The sequence below is a fragment of the Streptomyces sp. SN-593 genome (assembly GCF_016756395.1).
Lineage (GTDB): Bacteria > Actinomycetota > Actinomycetes > Streptomycetales > Streptomycetaceae > Actinacidiphila > Actinacidiphila reveromycinica.
Genome location: NZ_AP018365.1, coordinates 661,345 through 684,254, shown reverse-complemented (window position 1 = coordinate 684,254; position 22,910 = coordinate 661,345). Strand labels below are relative to the sequence as shown.

Genomic DNA, 22,910 nt, shown 5'->3' with positions numbered 1-22,910 from the left:
CGACGCCCCCGGCGGGAATGGCGGCCGAGCGGGCGCGGTTGTCGAGGGATGAGGCCCGGTTCACCCGTCCGGGCCGACCCGTCAGGAGTTCTGGAGTCCTCATGGCACGCCCCGTCAAGACGCCCGGCCCCGACCACCCCATCACCGTCGAGCCGACGGCCGCCCGCGTCGTGGTGCGCGCCGGCGGCAAGGTCGTCGCCGACACCACCGCCGCGCTCACCCTCCAGGAGGCCGACTACCCCGCCGTCCAGTACATCCCGCTGGCCGACGTGGCCGCGGACGCGCTGGCGCCCACCGACAGCAGCACGTACTGCCCGTACAAGGGCGACGCGTCCTACTACTCGCTGGTCACCGGCGAGGACACGATCACCGACGCCGTGTGGACCTACCGCGAGCCGTACGCCGCGGTCGGCGCGATCGCCGGCCACGTGGCGTTCTACCCGCAGCACGTCGAGGTGGAGCAGTCGCAGAGCGCCTGAGCCGAGGGCCCGGGCGCCCGTCGAGCGGTGCGCGGGCCGGGCGCGGCCGGTGATCGGGGCCGGGGGAGCGGTGCGCGGTGCGGTGCGCGCACCGCCTTCCCGGTCACCCCCGGTCAGGCCGGACGAGCACCCGGCTCCGCGCCGGGCTCCGCACCCGGCTCCTCCCAGGCGAAGCCGTCGGGGTCGGTGAACGCGCCGCGGTCGCCCCCGACCACGGCCATACGGTGCGAGCCGCTGCCCTCGGGATCGACGCCGGCGTCCTTGGCGAGGGCACGGCGCCCGTAGAGCGCGAACTGCACGGGGCTGGACGGCGCCGCGAACTCGACGTACTTGCGGCCGTAGCTCTTGCCCACGGTCAGCCCGTGCGCCACGTAGAAGTCCTTGGTCGCCGTCATGTCCGACACGCCCAGCAGCAGCACGAACCGGTCGACGTCTCGGGTGGCCGGACCCTTGTCCCGCTTCTGCGACGTGGCCACCTTCCACAGGGTCCCGTCGGGGGCCCGTACGACGCCGCCGTAGCCCCAGAACGACTTGGCGGCCGGCTTCACCGCGGTGGCGCCCGCGTCGACCGCGGCGTCCAGGAAGCCGTCCACGGTCGCCGGGCGGGCCACCGTGAGTGACAGCGTGAAGCCCCGGAAACCGCTGGTCGGGGTGTCGGAGCCGCGCACGCGCAGCCGGTCCCCGAGGCCGAACGCGGTCGCGTAGAACGTCTCGGCGGCGGCGGGGTCCTCCGCCTCGATGATGACGGTGTCGATGGAGGTCATGCCACGAAGCTATGCACGGCACCGGGAGCGTGCTCCCCGAGTCCGCGCGACCCTGCTCCATCCGGGCGGGACCCCGACCCCGAGGCCGCCCCGGGCCGTGGACCGCGGAGCCCGGCCCCACGTTCCCGCGGTCCTGCGGGGGCGCCATCCGTGCCCGGAGCGGCGCGCGCGTGGCGGCGGAAGGTCAGGGGAGGGGGCGGTGGTAGCGGGTGGCGGGTTTCCCGTTCAGGGTCAGGTGGCCGACGGGCCGGAAGGCGTTACGTTCCAGGACGGTGCGGGAGGCCGGGTTGTCGTGGGTCGCGCGGGCGGTGAGCGCGGTGAGGGAGTAGGCGGTCGCGGCGAGCCGGCAGACCTCGCGCACCGCGGCGGTGGCCAGGCCCCGGCCGGCGGCCTTCCGGGCGATGCGGTAGCCGAGCTCCGCCGAGCGCTGCGGGGTGACCTCGACGAGGTTCACCCGGCCCACGACCTCGCCGTCCGGGGCCACCAGGACGTGCGGGTGGTCCGTGCCGTCGGCCTGCCAGGCGAGCAGCCGCGCGAACCGGGCGTCGAACTCGGCGAAGAACGCGTCCCCGCGGTCGGGTACCGACGCCGCGAAGTACGCGCGGTTCTCCCGTTCGAAGGCGAGCACCGCGGCGGCGTGGCCGGGGCGGAGCACCTGGAGCGCGGGCCGGTCCGGCGCACCGGGCGGCGCCTCCGCCCGGCCCGCCCGGCTCCTCCCGAGGTCCGGCGCGACCTCGTCCTGCCCGCTCACCCCGTGCTCCCCGGCGCCGGGCCCGTCGAGCCGCGCAACACCAACTCCGTGGCCAGCTCCACGTGCAGGGTCTCCACGGTGTGCTGCTCCAGCAGCCGCATCAGCAGCGAGACCGCCATCCGCCCCATCTCCTCGAGCGGTTGGCGGACGGTCGTCAGCCGCGGCACGGTGCTGCGACTCAGGTCGATGTCGTCGAACCCGGTGATCGACAGGTCCTCCGGCACCCGCAACCCCCGCTCGTACGCCGCCCGCAGCGCGCCCACCGCCGCCTTGTCGTTGAACGCGACCAGCGCGGTGGGGCGTTGGGGCAGATCGAGGAGCTCGCAGGCCGCGGCGTAGCCCCACCCGGCGGTCGGCTCGATCGAGCGGACCAGTTCGGGGGAGGGCAGCACACCGGCGTCCGCGAGCGCGGAGGTGTGGCCGGCCAGGCGGGACCTGCCCGCCAGCCAGTCGCCCGGGCCGCCGATCACCCCGATCCTGCGGTGCCCCAGCTCCACCAGGTGCGCGGTGACGCTGCGGGCCGCGGTCAGGTTGGCCGCCGACACCGACGCGATGTCCCGGGGCAGCGGGGTGCGCGGGTCGATCACCACGAACGGGAAGTCCTTCGCCCGCAGCGCCTCCAACTCCCGTTCCGGCTCCGGCGGCACGATCAGCAGCGCGCCCGCGATGCCCGGGTCGTCCGGCAGCCCGGGCAGCACCTGGGTGGCCCGCGCCGCGTCCCCCGCGCTCAGCACCAGGCGCCGCCCGTGCAGGTCCAGCGTCTCGGCGACCGACGAGACGATCACCCCGAAGTAGTCGGTGAGCACGTACGGGCAGCGCACGTAGATCGCGCCGGTCGCGCTGCCGCGCCGCGCCGGTGCCTGCGCGCCCAGCCGCGCCACCGCGCGCCGCACCCGGCCCTCGGTGTCGGGTGCGACCCGCACGTGGCCGTTCATCACCCGCGAGACCGTCGCGATCGACACCCCCGCCTCGGCGGCGATCGCCCGGACCGTCGCCTTGCCGGCGGGGCGGGTGCTGCTCCCGCTCCCGTTGCCGCCCACGCTTCCGCTCCCGCTAGCCACGCGTTACACCCTCCCGTTTCACCCGCGCAGCGTAACCCCGCCCTGGCCGAGCCGACCAGGGTGCGGCGCCGTTTCACGGCGTTACACCAGGGGCGTGCGGGACGTCGCGCGGCCGTCGCGCGGACCCGTCAGGCGGGTGGCAACCGGTCCGCCGCCAGCCGCTCGGTGCGGGCGGTGACGTCCGCGAAGTGGTCGGCGATGGCGGCCGCCGCCGCGTCCGGGTCGCGGGAGCGGAGCGCCGCCAGGACCTTGCGGTGCTGGCGCACCACCTGCTCGTGATCGGTGCGGGGCTTGCCGACCTCGCCTTCGAGTTGCCGGTACACCCCCCAGAACAGGGCGATGAGCTGGAGCGCCAGCGTGTTGCCCAGCGGCTCGTAGAGCAGTTCGTGGAACCGCCGGTCGTGGTCGGCGCGGGCCGGCGCGCCGTCGGCGGCCAGCGCGTCCAGCTCGGCCTGGAGGCGGTCGAGGTCGGCGGCGGACAGCTCCGCGGCCGAGCGCCGGATCAGTCCGCTCTCCAGCATCGCCCGCACCTCCACGATGTCGCGCAGGGCCCCCGGGTGCTCGCGGCGCACCGCCAGCCGGGAGTGGAAGAGCAGGCCGGGCGCCATGGACAGTAGCTGCGCGGTGCCGACGTACGTGCCGTAGCCGTGGCGGATGTCCACGATGCCCAGCGCCTGGAGGCCCTTGAGCGCCTCGCGCACCGAGTTCCGGCTGACCCCGAGCACGCGCATCAGCTCGGGCTCCGGCGGCAGCGCCTCGCCCGGATCGAGGTCCAGCTCCACGATCAGGTCGGTGATCTGGTCCTGCACGGTGGGCCGCCGGCCCCGGGCCTGCGGTGAGACCTCCGGGGCGAGGGGCTTGCGCGAAGCGGGCATGGCGCCTACGTTACCTTGACCGTAGGACGTCGGACGTCCCACGTCCGACCTGGAGCGGGTGCGGAGTCGGCCCGTACGGTGCGTCACGGACCCGGGCGTCCGGCGCCGTACGCCAGGGCACCGCCGTGCCCGCCCCGTTCGACCGCCCCGCCCCACCGCCCCGCACCGCCCCGACCGCACCGTCCACCCGCTCCCGAGGATGCGAGCCGTATGAGCCACCACCCCCAAGCACCACCGCTGCGCTGGCGCGCGGAGCTGTCCCGCCAGGACTGGAAGTCCTTCGCGGCGGCCTGGCTCGGCTACGCGATGGACGGCTTCGACTTCGTCCTGATCACGCTGGTCCTCACGGAGATCTCGCGGGACTTCCACCTGTCCACGGTCACCGCCGCGACCCTGGTGTCCGCCGCCTTCGTCTCCCGCTGGTTCGGCGGCCTGGCCATCGGTGCGCTGGGCGACCGGTTCGGCCGCCGCCCGGCGATGGTGCTGAGCATCGCGCTGTACGCCGTGGGCTCGGTGCTCTGCGGCTTCTCCTGGGACTACTGGTCGCTCTTCGCCTTCCGCATGGTCGTCGGCCTCGGAATGGCCGGCGAGTACGGCACCAGCGTCACCTACCTCATCGAGAGCTGGCCGCGGCGGCTCCGCAACACCGCCAGCGGCATGATCCTCTCGGGCTACCCGCTCGGCGGCGTGCTCGCCGCCAAGGCGTACGCCTGGGTCGTGCCGCACAGCAGTTGGCGGGTGCTGTTCTGGATCGGCATCCTGCCGGTGGTCCTCGCGGTCTACCTGCGCCGCCGGCTGCCGGAGGCGACCGAGTGGCAGCGGGCGGCCGACTCCGGCCGCCGCCCGGTCAGCGCCACCGCGGTCCTGTTCTCCGGCGGGTCGCGCCGGGCGCTCAACGTCGTGGTCTGCCTCGCTGCCGCGGTCGCGCTCGTCGTGGTGCTGCGCGGGCAGGACATGGCGGTCACCCTCGCGCTGGTCGCCGTGATCACGGCCTGTTTCGTGGCCCTGACCGTGCAGTTCGCCGGGCGGCTGTGGCCCGTGGTGGTCGCGCTGATGGTCACCGTGTTCTGCGCGTTCCTCTACTCCTGGCCGCTCCAGGCACTGCTGCCGACCTACCTGAAGACCTCGCTGCACTACAGCCCCGACCAGGTGTCCGACGCCCTGCTGTACGCCGGGTGCGGCTACGCCCTCGGGTGCGTGCTCAGCGGCTACCTCGGCGACCGGTTCGGCACCCGGATCGCGTACACCGGGATGCTGACCGCCTCGCTCGCCTTCGTGGTGCCGGTCTTCGCGCTCGGCTCCGGCCACACCGTGTGGATGTGGGTGCTGCTGTTCATGCTGGTCGGCACCGGCTCGGGCGGCTCGGGGGTGCTGCCGAAGTACGTCAGCGACCACTACCCGCTGAACATCCGGGCGGCGGCGCTCGGGTTCAGCTACAACGTCGGCGCGCTCGGCGGCGCCGCCGCCCCGATCCTCGGCGCCAAGCTCGCCGAGCCGCTGAGCCTGGGCAGGTCCATCGCGGTGCTCGGCGTGGCGCTCACCGCCCTGGTCGTCCTGCTGGTCGGATTCGACGTGCCGGTACGGGTGCAGGCCGCCGCGGACCGGCGGGCGGAACGCGCCGGGCTGCCCCCGCGCGACCGCCTGGAAGCCGACGCCTACGCCGATCCCGGCAGCGGCGCCCGCATCGATGCCGATCCCGACCCCGGCAGCGGAATGGTGCCCGGCGCGCCCGCCGCCCCGGCACCGCCCACCGCCCCCGCACCGCCGTCCGATCCCGCACCACCCACCGGCACCAACACCGTGAAGAGGACCTGATGTTCCACGGAGTCGTCCCTCCCCTGTGCACCCCGTTGACCGACGACGGGGAGGTGGACACCGCGTCGCTGGAACGCCTCACAGCCTTCCAGCTCGACGCCGGCGTGCACGGCCTGTTCGTCGGCGGCTCCACCGGGGAGATCGCCCAACTGACCGACGCCGCGAGGGACGTCGCCCTGCGGACGGTCGTCGCCACCGCCGCCGGGCAGGTTCCGGTGCTGGCCGGCGCGATCGACACCGGCACGCTGCGGGTGCTCGACCACGCCCGGCGCGCCCAGGCGATCGGCGCCGACGCGGTCGTGGTCACCGCGCCCTTCTACGTGGGCGTCACCGATGCCGAGGTACGCGCCCACTACGAACTCCTGCACGCCGCCCTGGACGTGCCGCTGGTCGCCTACGACATCCCGGCGAACACCCACGTCAAGCTGCCCCCCGCGCTGCTGGTGGGCCTCGCCCGGGACAAGGTGATCGCCGCGGTCAAGGACTCCTCGGGCGACCTGGAGGGCTTCCAGCGCGTGCTCGACGGCACCTCCGGCAGCGGCGTCGGGTGCCTGACCGGCTCCGAGACGCTGGCCGACCTCGCCATGGAGCGGGGCGCGGACGGGATCGTGCCCGGGCTCGGCAACGTCGACCCGCACGGGTACGTCCGGCTCTACGAGGCGGCCCGGCGCGGGGACGGCGCCGCCGCACGGGCCGAGCAGCGGCGGCTCACCGCGCTGTTCGGCATCATCGAGGTGGCCGACCGTACCCGGATCGGACGGATGTCCGCGGCGCTCGGCGCGTTCAAGGCCGCGCTCGCTGCCCGTGGTGTCATCCGCTCCGGCCGCACCCAGGCGCCGCTGCTGCCCCTCACCGCGGAGGAGGCCGCCGCCGTCGCCGACCGGCTCGCCGAGGCGGGCCTGGACCCGGTCGGCCAGGCCCTGTCCGGCGGATCGTGACCGGTCGGCTCGTACCGCCGGTCCGTACCCGCCGGTCCGTACCCGTCGGCGCCCGTACCGGCCGGGCCACGGCCTCCCGGTCGCGCGCGACCCGCACCGCCATCACGCCAGCAGTACGTACGTCGGAGAGGAGACCGGAGATGTCGTTCAGCCGTCGCAGGCTCATCGTGCTGCCGCTGACCGTGGGGGCGCTGGGCCTGGCCGGGGTGTCGACGAGAGCCGCGGCCGCCACGGAAGGCGGCACGACCGGCCCGGCACCCGAGACGACCGTGTTCACCTCGGGCGCGGACGGCTACGCCGTGTACCGCATCCCGGCCGTGGTCCGCACGACGCGCGGCACCTTGTTGGCGTTCGCCGAGGCGAGGAGCGGGAGCGCGGACAGCGCCCGGACGGTGGTCGTGGCGAGGCGGTCCGCGGACGGCGGCCGCACCTGGGCCGGCCAGGCCGTGGTCGCGGGCGACGGCACGGACACGCACGGCAACCCGGCGCCCGTGGTAGACCCGCGTACCGGCCGTATCACCCTGCTGACGTGCACGAACGGCGCGGGGGTGACGGAGGAGCAGATCATGTCCGGCCAGGCGCCGGCGGCGGACGGCCGCAGGGTGTGGGTGCAGCACAGCACGGACGACGGGCTGACCTTCACCGCGCCGCGGGAGATCACCGCGGCGGCCGGGCACCCGGACTGGCGCTGGTACGCGACCGGTCCGGGCCACGCGATCGCGCTGGGGACCGGCCCCCACCGCGGTCGCCTCGTCGCACCCGCGAACCACTCCTCGGCGCCCCCGGCCGGCTCCGCGGACACCGGCACCGAGGCGAAGTACTACGGCGGCCACTGCCTGCTGAGCGACGACGGCGGCACCACCTGGCGGATCGGGTTCGTGGACGGCACACCCGACGGCGTGGTCAACGCCAACGAGACGGCCGTCGCGCAACTGGCGGACGGCACCGTGTACTTCAACGCCCGCGACCAGAACGGCAGCGCGCCGGGCGTCCGCGTGGACGCCCGCAGCGCCGACGGCGGCGAGCACCTGGAGCAGCCGTACGCGCCCCAGGTCGAGCTGTCCGGGCCCGTCGTGCAGGGCAGCCTGCTCCAACCGGTCGGCGGGCCACTGCTGTTCGCGGGCCCGGCCGACCCCGACGCCCGCGCCGCCATGGCGGTGCGCGCCAGCGCCGACGGCGGCCGCACCTGGGCCGACGTCCGCACCCTGAGCCGACTCCCCGCCGGGTACAGCGATCTGGTGCAGACCGGTCCCGACGAGGTCGGCCTCCTCTACGAGACCGGCACCGCGACCGCGTACGACCGGATCGCCTTCGCCCGGCTCCCCCTGCGGGAGCTGCACCCGTGACGGCGTGACGGCGTGACGGCGTGACGTCGGGCGGGGACCGCCCCCTGCCTCGCCCGACGCTCAGCGCCGTGACAGGTAGGCGTCGAGCGCGCGGTGCAGCACCCGGTTCACCGGGAAGTCCCACTCGCCGATGTTCTCGCACGCCTCGCCGCCCGCGCCCGACTTGAAGCGCAGCAGCCCCAGGTGCGGGTCGGACGCGTCCACCGTGTCCGTGATGCCGCGGAAGTCGTAGACGGAGGCGCCCAGTTCGCAGGCGTCCCGCATCATCTGCCACTGGATCGCGTTGTTCGGCTGCACTTCGCGGCGCAGCGCCGTGGAGGCGCCGTAGGAGTACCAGACGTGCCCGCCGACCGTGAGCATCGTGGCCGCCGAGAGCACGTCGCCGTCGTGCGAGGCGAGGTAGAGCCGCATCCGGTCCGGGTCCTCCGCGGTCAGCGCGGACCACATCCGCGCGAAGTACTCCGCCGGGCGCGGCACGAAGCCGTCGCGGCGCGCGGTCTCCACGTACAGCCGGTGGAACTCGGGCAGATCGGCGGCGTCACCGCGGACCACCTTCACACCGGCGTTGTCGGCCTTCCTCACGTTGCGCCGCCACTGCTGGCTGAAGCCGCGCAGGACGTCCTCCGGCACCCGGCCGCCGAGCGGCAGCCGCCACACGAACCGCGGCTGGCCCGCGCCGAAGCCGTCCGTGCCGGTCCGGGCCGGCCGCCACCGCGCCGCACGCAGCCGCGCCTCCACCTCGGCGGCCCGCGGGTCCCGCCACGTCGGCTCGGCCTCGCCCAACCGGGTGACGGCCGGGTCGGCGATCGCGGCCTTGACCGCCGCCGCGTCCCAGGTCCGCGCCTCCACCCGCGGGCCGACCCGCACCGCGAACGCGCCCCGGCCCCGGCAGTGCGCCACCAGCGGCTCCAGCCACCGGTCCAGGTCGTCGGCGTGCCAGTCGATCACCGGGCCCTCCGGAAGGTACGCCAGCGACCGCCGCACCCCCGGCAGCGGCCGGTACAGCACCAGACCCGCCCCCACCAGCCGCCCGGCGCCGTCGCTCCATCCCAGGCTCTCCGCCCGCCAGTCCGGTTTCACCCCGCCCCACGACGGCATCTGCAGGTGGCTGGCGCTCCCCCGCTCCGCCACGAAGTCCAGGTGTCGGCGTGTGCTGATCGGTGCCACGGTGTAGGTCGTCGATGCCATCGGAGAACTCAGCCGCCCTTCGCCTGCGCGGCCCCGCCAGGAGCGCCGCGCGTGAACGTGTCGCGCCGGTGCCCGCAGCGTACGACGGGCCGGACCCCTCGGCCCGGCGGCCGGGTCGCGGTGCGGCCGGACCGTCACACGCCGCGGGGGGCCGGGTCCGACACCGCCGGGTGGCTGCGGGGGGGACCGGGCCGTCACAGCCGGGTGGCGGTGCGGACCAGGCCGGCCAGGGCGAGCGAGCGGCTGTGCGCGGGCCAGGCGATGTGCGTGACGACGGGCGGCGCGTCGCTCAGCGGCACGGCGGCGTGCTCGGCCCACAGCCACGCGCGGGCCGAGTCCGGGAAGACGGCGACGGTGCGGCCGAGGGCGATGAGCTGGGCCAGTTGCGTCTGGTCGTGGATCTCGGGCCCGGGGCCGGGCGGGTGGACGCCGCGGCGCGCCCACCGGGCGAGCGGCAGGTCGGGGATGCCGCCGACCTCGGCGAGCGTCAGGGACGTCCGTGCGGCGAGCGGGTGCCCGGCGGGGAGGACGGCGATCTGGCCCTCGGTGAGCAGTTCCTCGCTGTCGAACCCGGCGAGGGAGTTGAACGGTTTGTGCATCAGGGCCGCGTCGGCGCGGCCGTCGCGCAGCATGTCCTCCTGCTCGCAGGTGCCGCTCGGCAGCACCTCGACCTCGACGGCGCCGGGCTCGGCGGCGTAGGCGTGCAGCAGCTTCTGCAGCAGCTCGTGGGAGGCGGCGGCCTTCACCGCGAGCACCAGGCGGTGCGGGGAGCCGCCCGGGCGGTCGGCGCCGCCGGCGCGGCGGGTGCGCCGGGCGGCGGCGGTGGCCGCGTCGAGCGCCGCGCGGCCCTCGTCGAGCAGGACCTCTCCGGCGCCGGTCAGGGCCACGCCGCGGCGGTCGCGTCGCAGGAGGGTGACACCCAGGCGGCGTTCGAGCCGCTGGATCGCGCGGGACAGCGGTGGCTGTGCCATGCCCAGGCGCTCGGCGGCGCGGCCGAAGTGCAGTTCCTCGGCGACGGCGAGGAAGTACCGCAGCTCGCGGGTCTCCAGGTCATCCATGCGGACCGAGCGTACTCCGGCGATACCCCCCGGGTATCACAGGAGTACGCATCGGTGTTGGCCGCGCGGGCCGGTGCGCGGGGAGCATCGGCGGCATGAGTGAGAAGAGGACGGCGCTGGTCACCGGCGCGAACAAGGGGATCGGGTACGAGATCGCGGCGGGGCTCGGTGCCCTCGGGTACCGGGTCGGTGTGGGCGCGCGGGACGGCGCGCGGCGCGAGGCGGCCGTCGTGGGACTGCGGGCCGCGGGGGCGGACGCCTTCGGGGTGCCCCTCGACGTGACCTCCGACCGGAGCGTGGCCGAGGCGGCGGAACTGCTCGCCCGCTCGGTGGGGCACCTGGACGCCCTGGTCAACAACGCGGGCATCTCCGGCGTGACCGGCCCCGGCTGGGTGCAGGACCCGACCGCGCTCGACCTCGACGTGGTCCGCGCGGTGGTGGAGACCAACGTGATCGGGGTGATCCGGGTGACGAACGCGATGCTGCCGCTGCTGCGGCGCTCGGGGGCGCCGCGCATCGTGAACGTCTCCAGCAGCGTCGGCTCGCTGGCGCTCCAGGCCGACCCGGAGGCCGAGGTCGGCCCGATCATGGCCGCCTACGCGCCGTCGAAGTCCTACCTCAACGCCGTCACCCTCCAGTACGCCCGCCACTTCGCCGGCACCGGCATCCTGATCAACGCCACCTCCCCGGGCCTGGTGGCCACCGACTTCACCGGCTTCCAGGGGCCCCGCACCCCCTCGCAGGGCGCGGCGACCCCCATCCGCCTGGCCACCCTCCCCGACGGCGCCCCGACCGGCACCTTCGTGGACGACGACGGTCCCCTCCCCTGGTGACGCGCGGGTCGGCCGGGCGCCCGGAGCCCGGGGCGGGGCGGGGCGGGGCGGGGGAGGGCGCGGGAGTGCGCGGGAGGGCGTCGGGCGGAGGGGCGTCAGACGAGGGTCAGGGCGAGGCACGCCGTCCGCTGCGAGCTGCTGCCCACGTGGACGTCGATCCGGCCGGGCTCCAGGACCAGCGCCCCGGTGTCGTCGGCGAGGAAGCCGAACTCGGCCGCGCCCAGGGAGAAGACCACCTCGGCGCGTTCGCCCGCGGCCAGCGTGACCCGCCGGAAGCCGCGCAGCTCGCGCACCGGCCGCACCACGGAGGCGACCGGGTCGTGCAGGTAGAGCTGCACGACCTCGTCGCCCTCGCGCGCACCGGTGTTGGCGACGGTGACGGCGACCTCCACCCGCGCGCCGGCCGCCAGGTCGGCCACGGCGACGGTCTCGGCCGCGCTCGTGGGCGCGCCGACCTCGAAGGAGGTGTAGGACAGGCCGTGTCCGAACGGGAAGCGCGGACCGTAGGGCTGGTCGAGGTAGCCGGTGACGTACGGCTTCGCCGGGTCGGCGGGGTCGGCCGGCCGGCCGGTGTTCTCGTGGTTGTAGTACAGCGGGATCTGGCCGACCGAGCGGGGCAGCGTGACGGGCAGCTTGCCGCCGGGGTTCACGTCGCCGAAGAGCACGTCCGCCAGCGCCGGCCCCGCCTCGATCCCGCCGTGCCAGGCGAGCAGCACCGCGGGGGCGCGCTCGATCCAGGACTCCGTGACCAGCGGGCGTCCGGCGACGACCACCACGGCGAACGGCCGTCCCGTCGCCGCCACCTCGGCGATCAGCTCCTCCTGGCCGGCCGGCAGCGTGATGTCGCTGCGGGAGGACGCCTCGCCGCTGAGCGCGGACGCCTCACCGACCACGACCAGCGCCATGTCCGCGTCGCGCACCGCCTCGACGGCGGCCGCGCCGTCCGCGGCGTGGCGGATCCGCAGGTCCGGCGCCGCCGCCCGCACCGCTTCCAGGACGCTCACCGCCGGGAAGCGGCTCTCGCCGGGGCCCGACCAGGTGCCGTGCAGGTCGGCCGAGCCGGCGTAGGGGCCGACCACCGCGAGCGAGCCGCCGCTGCGGTCCAACGGCAGCAGGGCGCCGTCGTTCTTCAGCAGTACCGCGCAGCGCGCCGCGGCCTCGCGCGCGGCCGTCCGGCTCGCCGCGGTCGGCGCCGACACCTGCGCCGCCTCGTCGGTGTAGGGGTCGTCGAACAGGCCGAGCCGGGCCTTGAGGCGCAGCACCCGGCGGACCGCGTCGTCCAGCCGGGTCGGGTCGATCCGGCCGGCGGCCAGCAGGGCCGGGCCGTTGTCGCCCACGTGCGTGCCGGCCATCTCCATGTCCAGGCCGGCCGCGAGCGCGAGACGGGCCGCGTCGGCGCCGTCGGCCGCGAAGCCGTGCACGATCAGCTCGTGCACGCCGCCCCAGTCGCTCACCACGACCCCGTCGAAGCCCCACTCGTCCTTCAACACGCCCTGCAACAGCGGCCGGTTGGCGTGAGCGGGCACCCCGTTGACGGTGTTGAACGCCGCCATCGCGGTGGCCGCCCCGGCCCGTACCGCCGCGGCGAACGGCGGGAGGTAGAGGTTGCGCAGCCGCCGGGGGGAGACGTCCACCGTGTTGTAGTCGCGGCCGCCCTCCACCGCGCCGTACCCGACGAAGTGCTTGGCACAGGCCGCGATCCGGTCGGGGCCGTACAGGTCCGCCCGCGGACCGGCCGTACTCGCGCCGTCCGCACCGGCGTTCCCGCCGTGATCAGCGCCGGCGTTCCCGTCGTGATCCGCCCGGGCGCGGACGACGTCGCCGAGGTCGCCGCGCGCGCCGTCGTACCCCTCGCCGGACGCCGTGCCCTGGTACCCGTGCACCTTCGCCGCCGCGAACCGGGCGGTCAGGTACGGGTCCTCGCCGCAGCTCTCCGCGATCCGGCCCCAGCGCGGCTCGCGCGTCACGTCCATCATCGGGGCGAACGTCCAGTGCAGGCCATTGGACCGGGCCTCCCGGGCGGAGGTCCGCGCGTCGGCCACCGCGACCCCGGGGTCGAAGCTCGCGGCCTGCGCCAGCGGGACCGGGAAGGTCGTCCAGAAGCCGTGGATCACGTCGAACCCGAACAGCAGCGGGATGCCGAGCCGGGACTCCTCGACGGCGAGCCGCTGCAGCGCGTTGGTGTGGGCGGCGCCCCGCAGGTTGAGCACCGAGCCGAGCCGGCCCTCGCGCGCGGCGGCCTCCGCGAGGTGGTTCTGGCCGCCGCCCGGGCCGGTGTCGCCGTTCCAGGCAAGCTGCTGGAGCTGCCCGAACTTCTCCTCGGGGGTCATCTTCGCCAGCAGGTCCTCGACGAGGACGTCATGCGGGTCGGTCGGGCGCTGTTCCATGGTCGTGCGGGCTCCCCGGGTGCGCGTGATCGGTGCCGCCGCGCGCGCCCGGTCCTGCGCGGCACGCAGCCGGTCAGACGCTAATGCGGTTCGTTGGTGAGTGCAATTTCCTGCGGGTCCCCGCCGGGTGGCACCGGGCGGCACCGCGGGGCGGAGCTTGACAGACGCCCCTGCCGGGAGGGCACATACGGGATATGGCCGAACTGCACGAAGTCCTCGCCAAGGTGGGCCCGCGGCTGCGCGGTCTGCGGCACGCCCGCGCCTTCACCCTCGCCCGGGTCGCCGAGGAGACCGGCATCTCGCTGAGCACGCTGTCCCGGCTGGAGTCCGGCCGGCGCAAGCCCACCCTCGAACTGCTGCTCCCGCTGGCGAAGGCGTACGGGGTGCCGCTGGACGAGCTGGTCGGCGCGCCCGCCACCGGCGACCCGCGCGTGCACCCGCGGCCGTTCACCCGTCACGGCCAGACCTTCGTGCCGCTCACCCACTACCTCGGCGGGCTGCACGCCTACAAGCAGATCATGCCGGTCCGGCCCGGCGGCCCTGACCCGGGCGGCCCGCTGGAGCAGCGCACCCACGAGGGCTACGAGTGGCTGTACGTCCTGTCCGGGCGGCTGCGGCTCGCGCTCGGCGACCGCGACGTGATCCTCGCGGCGGGCGAGGCCGCGGAGTTCGACACCCGCACCCCGCACGGCTTCGCCAACGCCGGCGACCGCCCGGTGGAGTTCCTCGCGCTGTTCGGCCCGCAGGGCGAGCGCGTCCACCTCAGGGCCCGCTCGGTGCCGGACCCGTCCTGATCCGGCAGCGCCCCGCCGGCCCCGGGCCGCCGCCCGCCGTCGGCTCCGCCCGCGCCATCGCGGCCGCCCCTCCACCCGGCCGAGTCCCGGGGGAGGAGCGCCGCCGTCCGCCGGACTACACCGGGCGCACCGTGAACCGGGGGTGGGTGCCGCGGGTGTGGTCCACCGTCCGGGGCGGGCCGGTCAGCGTGCACGCCACGGTGAGCCGGACGTCCGCGCTGGAAGCGGCCAACCGCAGCTCCAGCGCGCCGGGTTCCACCACCCGGCGGCCGTCGCGGCCGGTGAAGGCGGCGAGGTCGGCGGGCACCGCCAGCTCCACCCGCGCGCGGGCGCCCGGCGCCAGGCGCACCCGCCGGTAGCCCACGAGCCGCTGGTAGGGCTGGACGACCGAGGCGACCGGGTCGCGCAGGTAGACCTGGACCACCTCGGTGCCCTCACGCAGGCCGGTGTTGCGCACCGTGAAGGAGCAGCGCACCTCGCCGTCGGTGCCGACCTCCCCGCCGTCGGTGCGCAGGTCCCCCCACGCGAAGGTGGTGTACGCCAGCCCGTGACCGAACGGATAGGCCGGGGTCGGGTCGACGTTGGAGACGTCACTGGCCCGGCCCAGCCGCGCGGCCAGGTAGGTGGCCGGCTGGCTGCCGGGCCGGGCCGGCACGCTCACCGGCAGCCGCCCGGACGGCTCGACCCGCCCGGCGAGCACGGCCGCGACCGCCGCGGTGCCCATCTGGCCGGGGAAGAACGCCTGCACGATGCCCGCCGCCCGCGTCACCGCGTCGCCGAGCGCGTACGGTCGGCCGGCGAGCAGGACGACGACGACCGGGCGGCCGGCGTCCAGGACGGCGTCGAGGAGCCGCTGCTGTACGCCGGGCAGCGCCAGAGACTCCGCGTCGCAGCCCTCGCCGCTCGTGCCGCGGCCGAAGAGCCCGGCGCGGTCGCCGAGCGCGAGCACCACCACGTCCGCGGCGGCGGCGGCGCGCACCGCGGCCGGGATGCCGCCGGTGTCGGCGGTGTCCACCGCGCAGCCGGCCGCCGCGGTGATCCGGCAGTCCGGGAACTGCGCCGCCAACGCCTCCCGCAGCGTGGGCAGTTCGATGCCGGCCGGCACCTGCGGGTGCTGGACGCCGACGTGCACGGGGAAGGAGTAGCAGCCGAGCACCGCGGTGGGCGTGTCGGCGTTCGGGCCCATCAGCGCGATGGTGCCCGGCCGGTCCAGCGGGAGGGTGCCGTCGTTGCGCAGCAGCACCACGCTCTCCTCGGCGAGACGCCGGGCGACGTCCTGGTTGCCGGCCGAGTCCAGGTCCACGCTGCCGCGCAGGGCCCGCGCGGTGAGCGCGTCCGCCGCCGCGGTGCCCGCTTCCCCGCCGCGGGCAGGCGCCGGGGCGTGCGGGTCCTCGACGTGGCGCGCCAGCGCTCGCGGCACCGGGTCCCAGTCGGCGTCCAGCATGCCGAGCTGGGCCTTCTGCACCAGCACCCGGCGCACCGCCCGGTCCACCAGCGCCTCGGGCACCCGCCCCTCGGCCACCGCCGCGAGCAGCGGCTCGCCGTACGCCTTGACGGTGGGCAGCTCGACGTCCACGCCCGCCCCGAGCGCGGCGCCCGCCGCCTCACCGAGGCTGCCGGCCACCCCGTGCAGGGTCTGGAGGAAGGCGACGCCGAAGTAGTCGGCCACGACGGTGCCGGTGAAGCCCCAGGTGTCGCGCAGCAGCCCGGTCAGCAACCGCTCGTCGGCCGCGGACGGGATGCCGTCGGTGTCGGTGTAGGCGTGCATCACCGACCGGGCGCCGCCCTCGCGCACCGCCATCTCGAACGGCGGCAGGACGACGTCGGCGCGCTCCCTGGCACCCATGCCCACCGGCGCGAGGTTGCGCCCGGCGCGGGAGGCGGAGTAGCCGGCGAAGTGCTTGAGGGTGGCGACGACGCCGGCCGACTGGAGCCCCCGCACGTAGGCCGTGCCGATGGTGCCGACCAGGTACGGGTCCTCGCCGATGGTCTCCTCGACCCGGCCCCAGCGCGGATCGCGGACCACGTCCAGGACCGGCGCGAGCCCCTGGTGGACGCCGACCGCCCGCAGGTCGCGGCCGATCCGCCCGGCCATGTCCTCCACGAGCGCCGGGTCGAAGGCCGCGCCCCAGGCCAGCGGCACCGGGTAGGCGGTGGCGCCCCAGGCGGCGAACCCCGCCAGGCACTCCTCGTGGGCGAGCGCCGGGATGCCGAAGCGGTTCGCGGCCATCACGCGGCGCTGGGTGCGCAGCAGCGACAGCGCGCCGAGCGCCGGGTCGACCGGGGCGGTGCCGAACGGCCGGGTGAGCTGGCCCAGGCCGCGCGGCAGCAGCGTGTCGAGGTCGGCGGGCTCCTCCATCTCGTGCTGGTGCGGGGCGACTTCGCCGCCCTCGGCGGAGGCGCCCACCCAGATCCCGTAGAGCTGGGCGGCCTTCTCGGGCAGGGTCATCTCGGCGATCAGGGCGTCCGCCCTGGCCTCGGGCGGCAGGGCGGGGTCCCGCCAGCGGGCGGTGGGCGCCGGAGCGCGGTCCGGCGTGGTCGGTTCGGGCACGGTGTCGGTCACTTTCCTCCGACGCCCATCAGCCCCTGCACCAGGGCACGGCGGGCGAACAGGTAGACGATGAGGATCGGCAGCATCGACAGCACCACCGCGGCCAGCAGGCCGGGGATGTCCACGCCGTGCTCGGTCTGGAAGTCGTACAGGCCCAGTGTGACCACCTTGGAGGAGTCGGACTGGGTCAGCACCAGCGGGAAGAGGAAGCCGTTCCACGCCTGGAGCGCGGAGTAGACCACGATCGTGGACAGGCCGCCCTTGGACAGCGGCAGCACCAGTTGCACGAAGACCCGCCACTGCGGTGCGCCGTCCATCGCCATCGCCTCGTACAGGTCGGGGGTGATGTCGCGCATCGCCCCGGTCAGCACCAGCGCGCTCACCGGCAGGCAGAACGCCGCGGTCGGCAGGATCACCCCGGCGAGGTTGTCGTAGAGCCCGGCGCGGTTGATGACGTAGAACATCGGCACGATGACCGCCTGCGCCGGCACCGCCAGGCCGAGCAGGAACAGCCGGAAGACGCCGGCGGTGATCCGGCCGCGGCCGCGCACGATCGCGTACGACAGCGGCGGCACCAGCAGCACCACGACGGCCACCACCGCGGCGGTCACCAGCACGGTGTTGAGGAAGTACCGGCCGAAGCCGTTCGAGAAGTCCTGCGTGTAGTTGTGCAGCGTGACGTGCCGCGGCAGCGCCAGCGGGCCGTGCGCCGCGTAGTCGCTGCGGCTGCGCAGCGTGGCCAGCAGCATGACGTACAGCGGCAGGCCGACCAGGAACAGCCAGACCAGGGAGCCGAGTCCGGCCAGGACGTTGGGGCGCCGCCTCATCACAGTCCCTCCGTGCTGCCGCGCATCCGGTCGTAGCCGGACACCCGCACCACGACCAGCGAGATGACCGTGGCGACCAGCACCAGGACCAGCGCGATGGCCGAGCCGCCGCCGAAGTCGAAGCTCTTGAAAGCCCGTTCGTACATGTAGTAGGCGCTGATCGTGGTGTCGGTGCCGGGGCCGCCCTGGGTGAGGATCAGCACCGTGTCGAAGGTGGTCAGGCCGCCGACGACCATCAGGATCATCGACGTGATCATGGTGTTGCGCAGTTGCGGCAGCGTGATGTGGAAGAACTGCCGTACGGTGCCCGCGCCGTCGATCTGCGCGGCCTGGTAGAGGACCTCGGGGATCGCGCGGGCCGCGCCCTGGTAGATCAGGGTGTGGAAGGGCGTGTACTGCCAGGCCCCGACGAAGACCAGCACGCCGATCGCGCCCGAGCGCATGCCCAGCAGGTTGCCGTCGCCGAACAGCCAGCGCGCCTGCGCTGGCACCCCGAAGTTCGGGTCGAGCACCGCCCGCCACAGCACGGACACCGCGGTGGCCGACAGCAGCAGCGGCACGAAGAACACCGCGGACAGCACCGCGCGGTTGCGCTGCCGGCCGGCCGCCCAGACCCCGAGCAGGATGCTCAGCGGGGTCTGCACGGCGACGCCGAGCACGGTGATCAGCACGCTCAGCCACAGGCTCCTGATCATGGTGGGGTCGTGCAGCAGCGCCCGCCAGTTGGCCAGTCCGGCGAACCGCGGCGCGCCCAGGCCGTCCCAGTCGGTGAAGGAGAGCACCGCCACCAGGACCAGGGGCAGCACCGCGAACAGCGCGAAGAACAAGGTGGCGGGGACCGCCCAGCCGAAGCCCGGGCGGGTCACCGCCGCGCCGGAGCGCCGGGCCGGGCGGCGGAGGGGCCGCCCGGCCCGCCCGCCGCGCGCGGCCGGCGGCGGCGCGGTCGAGGTCGTGGTCATGTCCGTGGCCCCCGGGTCAGGACGCCGGCAGGGACTGCATGGCCTTGATGAAGCCGTCGGCGTCGGTCTTGCCGTCGAAGAACTCCTGGACGGCGGTGTGGATGGCGGTGGTCGCCGAGGGCGGGTACGCCTGGTCCCAGGAGAGCTGGAACGACGGTGCCTGCCGGACCAGGTCGAACTGGTACTTCAGGTAGGCGGGGTTGGCCGCGGTGTCCAGGAACTTTGGTGTGTTGGTGGTGGTCGGCAGGTTGCCGATGGCCAGGTGCGCCTTCACGAACGCGTCGGAGTACTGGAGCTTGAGGAACTGCGCGACGGCGTCCGGGTACCTGGTCTTCTTGAGCACCGAGTAGAAGTTGTTGGTGTTGCCGACCACGTCGTGCGGGTCGCCCTTGCCGTCCGGCACGGTCGGGAACGGGCCGTAGCCCAGACCGCTGGTCGTGAAGCCGGGGTCGGCGTCCTGTTCGGTGGAGTACTCCCACGAACCCATCAGCTCGAACGCGGCCTTCCCGGTGGCCAGCAGCGCGGGCGAACCGCCGTCGGTGAACTTCACCGAGTCGTAGGAGCTGCCGAACGCGCCCGCGTCGACGAGCTGCTTGAGCAGGGCCAGCGCCCTGCGGCTGTCGGCGCTCGCCCACACACCGGTGTCGCCGCCGAGCGCCTTCTCGAACAGGCCGGGGCCCGCGACGCGGTCGTAGACGTACTCGAACCACATCTGCGTCGGCCACTGGTCGCCGCCGCCCAGCGCGATCGGCGTCTTGCCCGCGGCCTTGAGCGCCTTGACGTCGGCGAGCAGGTCGGCCCACGTCCGCGGCTCCGACAGCCCCGCGTCGGCCAGCACCTTCTTGTTGTCGAAGAGCAGCACCGGCTGGGTGCCGCGCATCGGGACGCCGTACGGCTTGCCGTCGATGACGGCCGTGTTGAACACCGACGGCAGGAAGTTCGACTTCAGTCCCGGGTCCTTGGCGATGAAGCCGTCCAGCGGCATCAGCAGCCCGGCCTTGACGAAGGGCTCGATGCTGCCGGCGCCCCAGTTGTAGAAGACGTCGGGCGCCTGCTTGGTGGTGATGATCGTCTGGAGCTTCTGCTGGTAGTCCGCGCCGGGGATGGTGTCCAGCACCGCCTTGACCTTCGAGGTCCGGTTGAAGGTGGCGACGATCTGCTTCTCCACCTTGTTCGTCGCGTCGCCGTAGACCAGCACGTGGATGCGGCCGGAGCCGGCCCCCGAACCGGTGCCGCCGCACGCCGCCAGGGACAGTCCGAGTGCGAGCACCACGCCACCGGCGGCGACACGCGAGAACCGAGCGCGCTTCATCATGGAGTGCCTTTCGAATGTTTCGACGGCGATGTCGAAAGTTCTGCGCCGCCCAGAAGGTATTGACCGTCGGGAAAGGCGGTCAACCCTCCGGTGTCCGGTTATCAAAGCGTTACGTGGCAGGGCGCATCCGCGGCGAAAGGCGACGGCCCGACTGACGATTGTTTCGGGACCGGCCCCACCGAAACGGTCACCGGCCGATTACCGGCATACCGGTGGGTACCCGAAGGACATGAGTGAAGGAGACGACCGGACAGAACAACGACGGGGGCAGCGGAGCCGGCCGGACCGGCCGGACCCGCACGACCCCCCCGACCCGCACGATCCCCCTCGCACCTACGGCGCGCCCGCGACACGCACGCGGCACCGCCCGCAGGACGCCCCGCTCACTCCCGACCTTCCCCCCGCCACCGAGGCCCCGGAACTGCCCGGCGCGGTCCGCACCCGCCCGGAGGACAGCCCGGCCGGCCGCCAGGCGGCTCTTCCCCCGCCCTACGGCGAAGCCCGGCGCGGAGCCGGGTGAGCCGCGCGGAGCCGGGTGAGATCCACGCGGACCGACGAGACACCGGCCCGGATGACCGGCGGGGAACCGTCGCCGCGCCGGGCCGGTCGGTCCGTCAGGCGGCGTCCTGCGGATCGGCGTCCTCGCTGAGCGAGAACCACACCGTCTTCCCCTCGGCCTCGGGCTGCACGCTCCACTCGTCGGCGAGCAGGTCGAGCAGCACCAGGCCGCGCCCGGAGGAGGCCAGCTCGCCCGGGGCCCGCTGGTGGGGCAGTTCGTCCCCGCGGTCGGTGACCTCGACGGTGAGGGTGCGCCGGCCCGGCTCCCCGGACACCACGGCCACGAGCGCGGCGGACTGGTCGGTGTGCATCAGGACGTTGCCGACCAGCTCCGAGGCGAGCAGCACCGCGGTGTCCACCTGGTCCGGCCGGGCCCAGTCGTGCAGCAGCGACTCCAGTTCGGCGCGGGCCTCGGACAGGTCCTGACCCCGGCCCTGCTCGATGGCCAGCACCAGGCGCCGCTCGCGCAGGTCCGGAAGCGGCGCGCCGGAGTCCCGGCGCACCAGCAGCAGTGCGATGTCGTCCTCGTTGCGCGCCCGGACGTCCGTGTGGCGCAGGTCCGGCTCGGGGCGCGCGCGGCCGCCCGGGTGCGGCGGGCCGCTCACCGCCTCGATCAGGCGGTCGGCCATGCCCTCCAGGTCCTCGCCCGGCCCCGGCGACATCGCGTCGCGCACCCGCACCCACCCGCTGTACATGTCGTACCCGCCGGTCTCGATCAGGCCGTCCGTGCAGAGCATCAGCACTTCCTGCTCGTGTAGCTGCATGAGCGTCACCGGATAGTCCTCGCCGCCCGGCATCAGGCCGAGCGGCAGGCCGCCGGGGACGTGCTTGAGCATGCAGGTGCCGTCCGGCAGCCGCAGGACGGGGTGCGGGTGCCCGGCGCGCGCCACCTGGAGCAGCCCGGTCCCGGGGTCGGCCTCGATGTAGACGCAGGTCGCGAAGCGGTCCTCGTCCAGGGCGGTCAGGAAGCGCGAGGCCCGCGCGAGGACCGCGTCCGGCCCGTGCCCCTCGGCGGCGTAGGCGTGCACGGCGGTGCGCAACTGCGTCATCAGGCTCGCCGCGTGCACGTCGTGGCCCTGCACGTCGCCGATGACCAGGGCGAGCCGGCCGCTGGGCAGCTCGATGCTGTCGAACCAGTCGCCGCCCACCATCAGGCCGCCACCGGTGGGCACGTAGCGGGTGGCCACGCTCAGCCCCCGGATCGCCGGCCCGGCGCGGCCCATGCTGCTGCGCAGTCCGCGGGAGAGCGCGATCTCCGCCTCGCCGACGCGGGTGCGTTCCAGGGCCTGCGCCAGCAGCCGCGCGGTGACCGTCAGCAGGGTCCGCTCGTCCTCGGTGAAGGCCACCGGCGAACGGAAGGCCGCCAGCCACACCCCGCTCAGCCGGCCGGAGGCCGTCAGCGGCAGGAACGCCCACGACATGCGGCCCTTGTGCGCGGTGAGCGGGTAGGTGACGGGGAACCGGCGCCGGTACTCGTCGGCCGTGGCCAGGAAGACCGGGCGCCCGGTGCGGACCACCTCGGTGGCCGGGTACCCGGTGGCCAGCGGCATCCGGAAGATCCGCTCGGGGCCGGCCGCGCGGAAGCCGAGCGTGGCGAGCTTGGTGAGGAAGGTGCCGTCGATGCCGAAGACGGCCTGCCCGTCGAGGGGGAAGCTCGGCGCGCGCAGGGCGGTGAGCGCCTTGAGCGCCTCGTCCAGGGACTGCGCGTCGGCGACGGTGTGGCCGGTGTCCACGAGGAGGGCGTCGCGGTGCCGGGGGCTGGTACGGGCGGCGGGCGCCGGCTCCACCGGCGCGTCGGCGGGCCCGTGCGCGTCGCGGACCCCGGACCCGCCCGGACCGCGCGGGGTGCCCGGCGCGTCCTGCGGGGGGAGGGCATCCGGCCCGCCGGGTCCGGCGTGCGGATCGTGCGGCTCCTGCGGCCGCGACGTCGACGGGGGTCCGGACGGGTGGCCGGACGGGGCCGGTCCGGCCGCGGCCTCCGACCCGGGGGCGGGGGAGGCGTCGGAAGCGCCGGGGGCCGGGTCGGGTCCGGCCGAAGGGTTCGCCCGCAGCCGGTTGAGCGCCTCGATCTGCCGGAGCTCGGCGTCGTCGTCCCGGTGTTCAGCCGGGTTGTCGCGTGCGCCGCCCATCCGAGCCCTTTCGTCCGTGCCCGCTCGCGCCGGGTGCGCGCCGCCCCTCGGCCCTGTTCGTACCGTTGGCGTGGTTTTGTCTGATCGTACGCTTGACTCCCATGCTCTGGCGGGAGCGGGCCGGCCGCCGTGCCGCGCGGCCCCGCCGCCGGTTCCGGTTCCGGTGTCGTACCGATGCCGTCCCGATACCGGCCCGGCTCCGTGTCGGACGGCCCGGGGCGTGCTCCGCGCGGTGTGCGCGCCGGGGGCGCCTCCGCGCGCCGCTACCCGGACCCCGCGTGA

The 22,910-nt window shown here is 75.0% G+C and carries 18 protein-coding genes; 6 read left to right on the top strand and 12 right to left on the bottom strand.

Annotation, left to right across the window (positions count from 1 at the left end):
* Nucleotides 1-101 precede the first annotated feature (101 nt).
* Nucleotides 102-479 (top strand): DUF427 domain-containing protein, encoded by a 378-nt coding sequence (locus tag RVR_RS02900; protein WP_202232277.1) that lies wholly within the window; start codon nt 102-104, stop codon nt 477-479.
* A gap of 113 nt (nt 480-592) precedes the next feature.
* On the opposite strand, the gene RVR_RS02895 is transcribed toward RVR_RS02900, so the two are convergent.
* The 4 genes from RVR_RS02895 to RVR_RS02880 form a co-directional block, all read right to left on the bottom strand.
* The gene (locus RVR_RS02895; protein WP_202232276.1) at nt 593-1,243 is read right to left on the bottom strand and encodes a VOC family protein; all 651 of its coding nucleotides are present in this window, start codon (nt 1,241-1,243) and stop codon (nt 593-595) included.
* 184 nt (nt 1,244-1,427) lie between these two features.
* The gene (locus tag RVR_RS02890) at nt 1,428-1,994 is read right to left on the bottom strand and encodes a GNAT family N-acetyltransferase (protein ID WP_202232275.1); all 567 of its coding nucleotides are present in this window, start codon (nt 1,992-1,994) and stop codon (nt 1,428-1,430) included.
* Complete coding sequence (locus tag RVR_RS02885; RefSeq protein WP_237404533.1) at nt 1,991-3,055, bottom strand: LacI family DNA-binding transcriptional regulator; 1,065 nt, start codon at nt 3,053-3,055, stop codon at nt 1,991-1,993. The genes RVR_RS02890 and RVR_RS02885 overlap by 4 nt, the downstream gene beginning before the upstream one ends.
* Nucleotides 3,056-3,183: 128 nt before the next feature.
* Nucleotides 3,184-3,930, bottom strand: a complete 747-nt coding sequence (locus RVR_RS02880) for a FadR/GntR family transcriptional regulator (protein WP_202232274.1) — start codon at nt 3,928-3,930, stop codon at nt 3,184-3,186.
* A 210-nt stretch (nt 3,931-4,140) separates the two neighbouring features.
* On the opposite strand from RVR_RS02880, the gene RVR_RS02875 reads away from it, so the two are divergent.
* The 3 genes from RVR_RS02875 (at nt 4,141) to RVR_RS02865 (ending at nt 8,029) form a co-directional block, all read left to right on the top strand.
* Nucleotides 4,141-5,745: a sialate:H+ symport family MFS transporter gene (locus RVR_RS02875; protein WP_202232273.1), complete on the top strand. Its 1,605-nt coding sequence runs from the start codon at nt 4,141-4,143 to the stop codon at nt 5,743-5,745.
* On the top strand, nt 5,745-6,683 hold the full coding sequence (locus tag RVR_RS02870) for a dihydrodipicolinate synthase family protein (protein WP_202232272.1): 939 nt from the start codon (nt 5,745-5,747) through the stop codon (nt 6,681-6,683). Before RVR_RS02875 ends, RVR_RS02870 begins: the two co-directional genes overlap by 1 nt.
* 140 nt (nt 6,684-6,823) lie before the next feature.
* Nucleotides 6,824-8,029, top strand: a complete 1,206-nt coding sequence (locus tag RVR_RS02865; protein ID WP_202232271.1) for a sialidase family protein — start codon at nt 6,824-6,826, stop codon at nt 8,027-8,029.
* A gap of 60 nt (nt 8,030-8,089) precedes the next feature.
* Here the strand turns inward: RVR_RS02865 and RVR_RS02860 are convergent, their stop codons facing one another.
* Nucleotides 8,090-9,217 carry a lipid II:glycine glycyltransferase FemX gene (locus RVR_RS02860; RefSeq protein ID WP_202232270.1) on the bottom strand — a complete coding sequence of 376 codons (1,128 nt, stop codon included), beginning with the start codon at nt 9,215-9,217 and terminating at the stop codon, nt 8,090-8,092.
* A gap of 194 nt (nt 9,218-9,411) precedes the next feature.
* Nucleotides 9,412-10,275, bottom strand: a complete 864-nt coding sequence (locus RVR_RS02855; protein WP_202232269.1) for a LysR family transcriptional regulator — start codon at nt 10,273-10,275, stop codon at nt 9,412-9,414.
* Nucleotides 10,276-10,370: 95 nt separating this feature from the next.
* On the opposite strand from RVR_RS02855, the gene RVR_RS02850 reads away from it, so the two are divergent.
* Complete coding sequence (locus RVR_RS02850; RefSeq protein WP_202232268.1) at nt 10,371-11,108, top strand: SDR family oxidoreductase; 738 nt, start codon at nt 10,371-10,373, stop codon at nt 11,106-11,108.
* A 95-nt stretch (nt 11,109-11,203) separates the two neighbouring features.
* Here RVR_RS02850 and RVR_RS02845 read toward each other — a convergent pair whose 3' ends face one another.
* A complete protein-coding gene (locus tag RVR_RS02845) occupies nt 11,204-13,495 on the bottom strand; it encodes a glycoside hydrolase family 3 N-terminal domain-containing protein (RefSeq protein ID WP_202232267.1) in 2,292 nt (763 codons plus the stop codon).
* A gap of 194 nt (nt 13,496-13,689) precedes the next feature.
* On the opposite strand from RVR_RS02845, the gene RVR_RS02840 reads away from it, so the two are divergent.
* Entirely contained in the window at nt 13,690-14,289 is a 600-nt protein-coding gene (locus RVR_RS02840) for a helix-turn-helix domain-containing protein (protein WP_202232266.1), read from the top strand.
* A 115-nt stretch (nt 14,290-14,404) separates the two neighbouring features.
* On the opposite strand, the gene RVR_RS02835 is transcribed toward RVR_RS02840, so the two are convergent.
* From RVR_RS02835 to RVR_RS02815, 5 genes are all read right to left on the bottom strand, one after another.
* Complete coding sequence (locus tag RVR_RS02835) at nt 14,405-16,852, bottom strand: beta-xylosidase/alpha-l-arabinosidase (RefSeq protein ID WP_430393096.1); 2,448 nt, start codon at nt 16,850-16,852, stop codon at nt 14,405-14,407.
* On the bottom strand, nt 16,849-17,667 hold the full coding sequence (locus RVR_RS02830) for a carbohydrate ABC transporter permease (protein ID WP_202232265.1): 819 nt from the start codon (nt 17,665-17,667) through the stop codon (nt 16,849-16,851). The genes RVR_RS02835 and RVR_RS02830 overlap by 4 nt, the downstream gene beginning before the upstream one ends.
* The gene (locus RVR_RS02825) at nt 17,667-18,626 is read right to left on the bottom strand and encodes a carbohydrate ABC transporter permease (protein ID WP_202232264.1); all 960 of its coding nucleotides are present in this window, start codon (nt 18,624-18,626) and stop codon (nt 17,667-17,669) included. Before RVR_RS02825 ends, RVR_RS02830 begins: the two co-directional genes overlap by 1 nt.
* Before the next feature lie 16 nt (nt 18,627-18,642).
* Nucleotides 18,643-19,941, bottom strand: coding sequence for an ABC transporter substrate-binding protein (locus tag RVR_RS02820; protein WP_202232263.1), 1,299 nt, complete (start codon nt 19,939-19,941; stop codon nt 18,643-18,645).
* Nucleotides 19,942-20,555: 614 nt separating this feature from the next.
* Nucleotides 20,556-22,628, bottom strand: a complete 2,073-nt coding sequence (locus RVR_RS02815; RefSeq protein WP_202232262.1) for an ATP-binding SpoIIE family protein phosphatase — start codon at nt 22,626-22,628, stop codon at nt 20,556-20,558.
* Nucleotides 22,629-22,910: the final 282 nt, after the last annotated feature.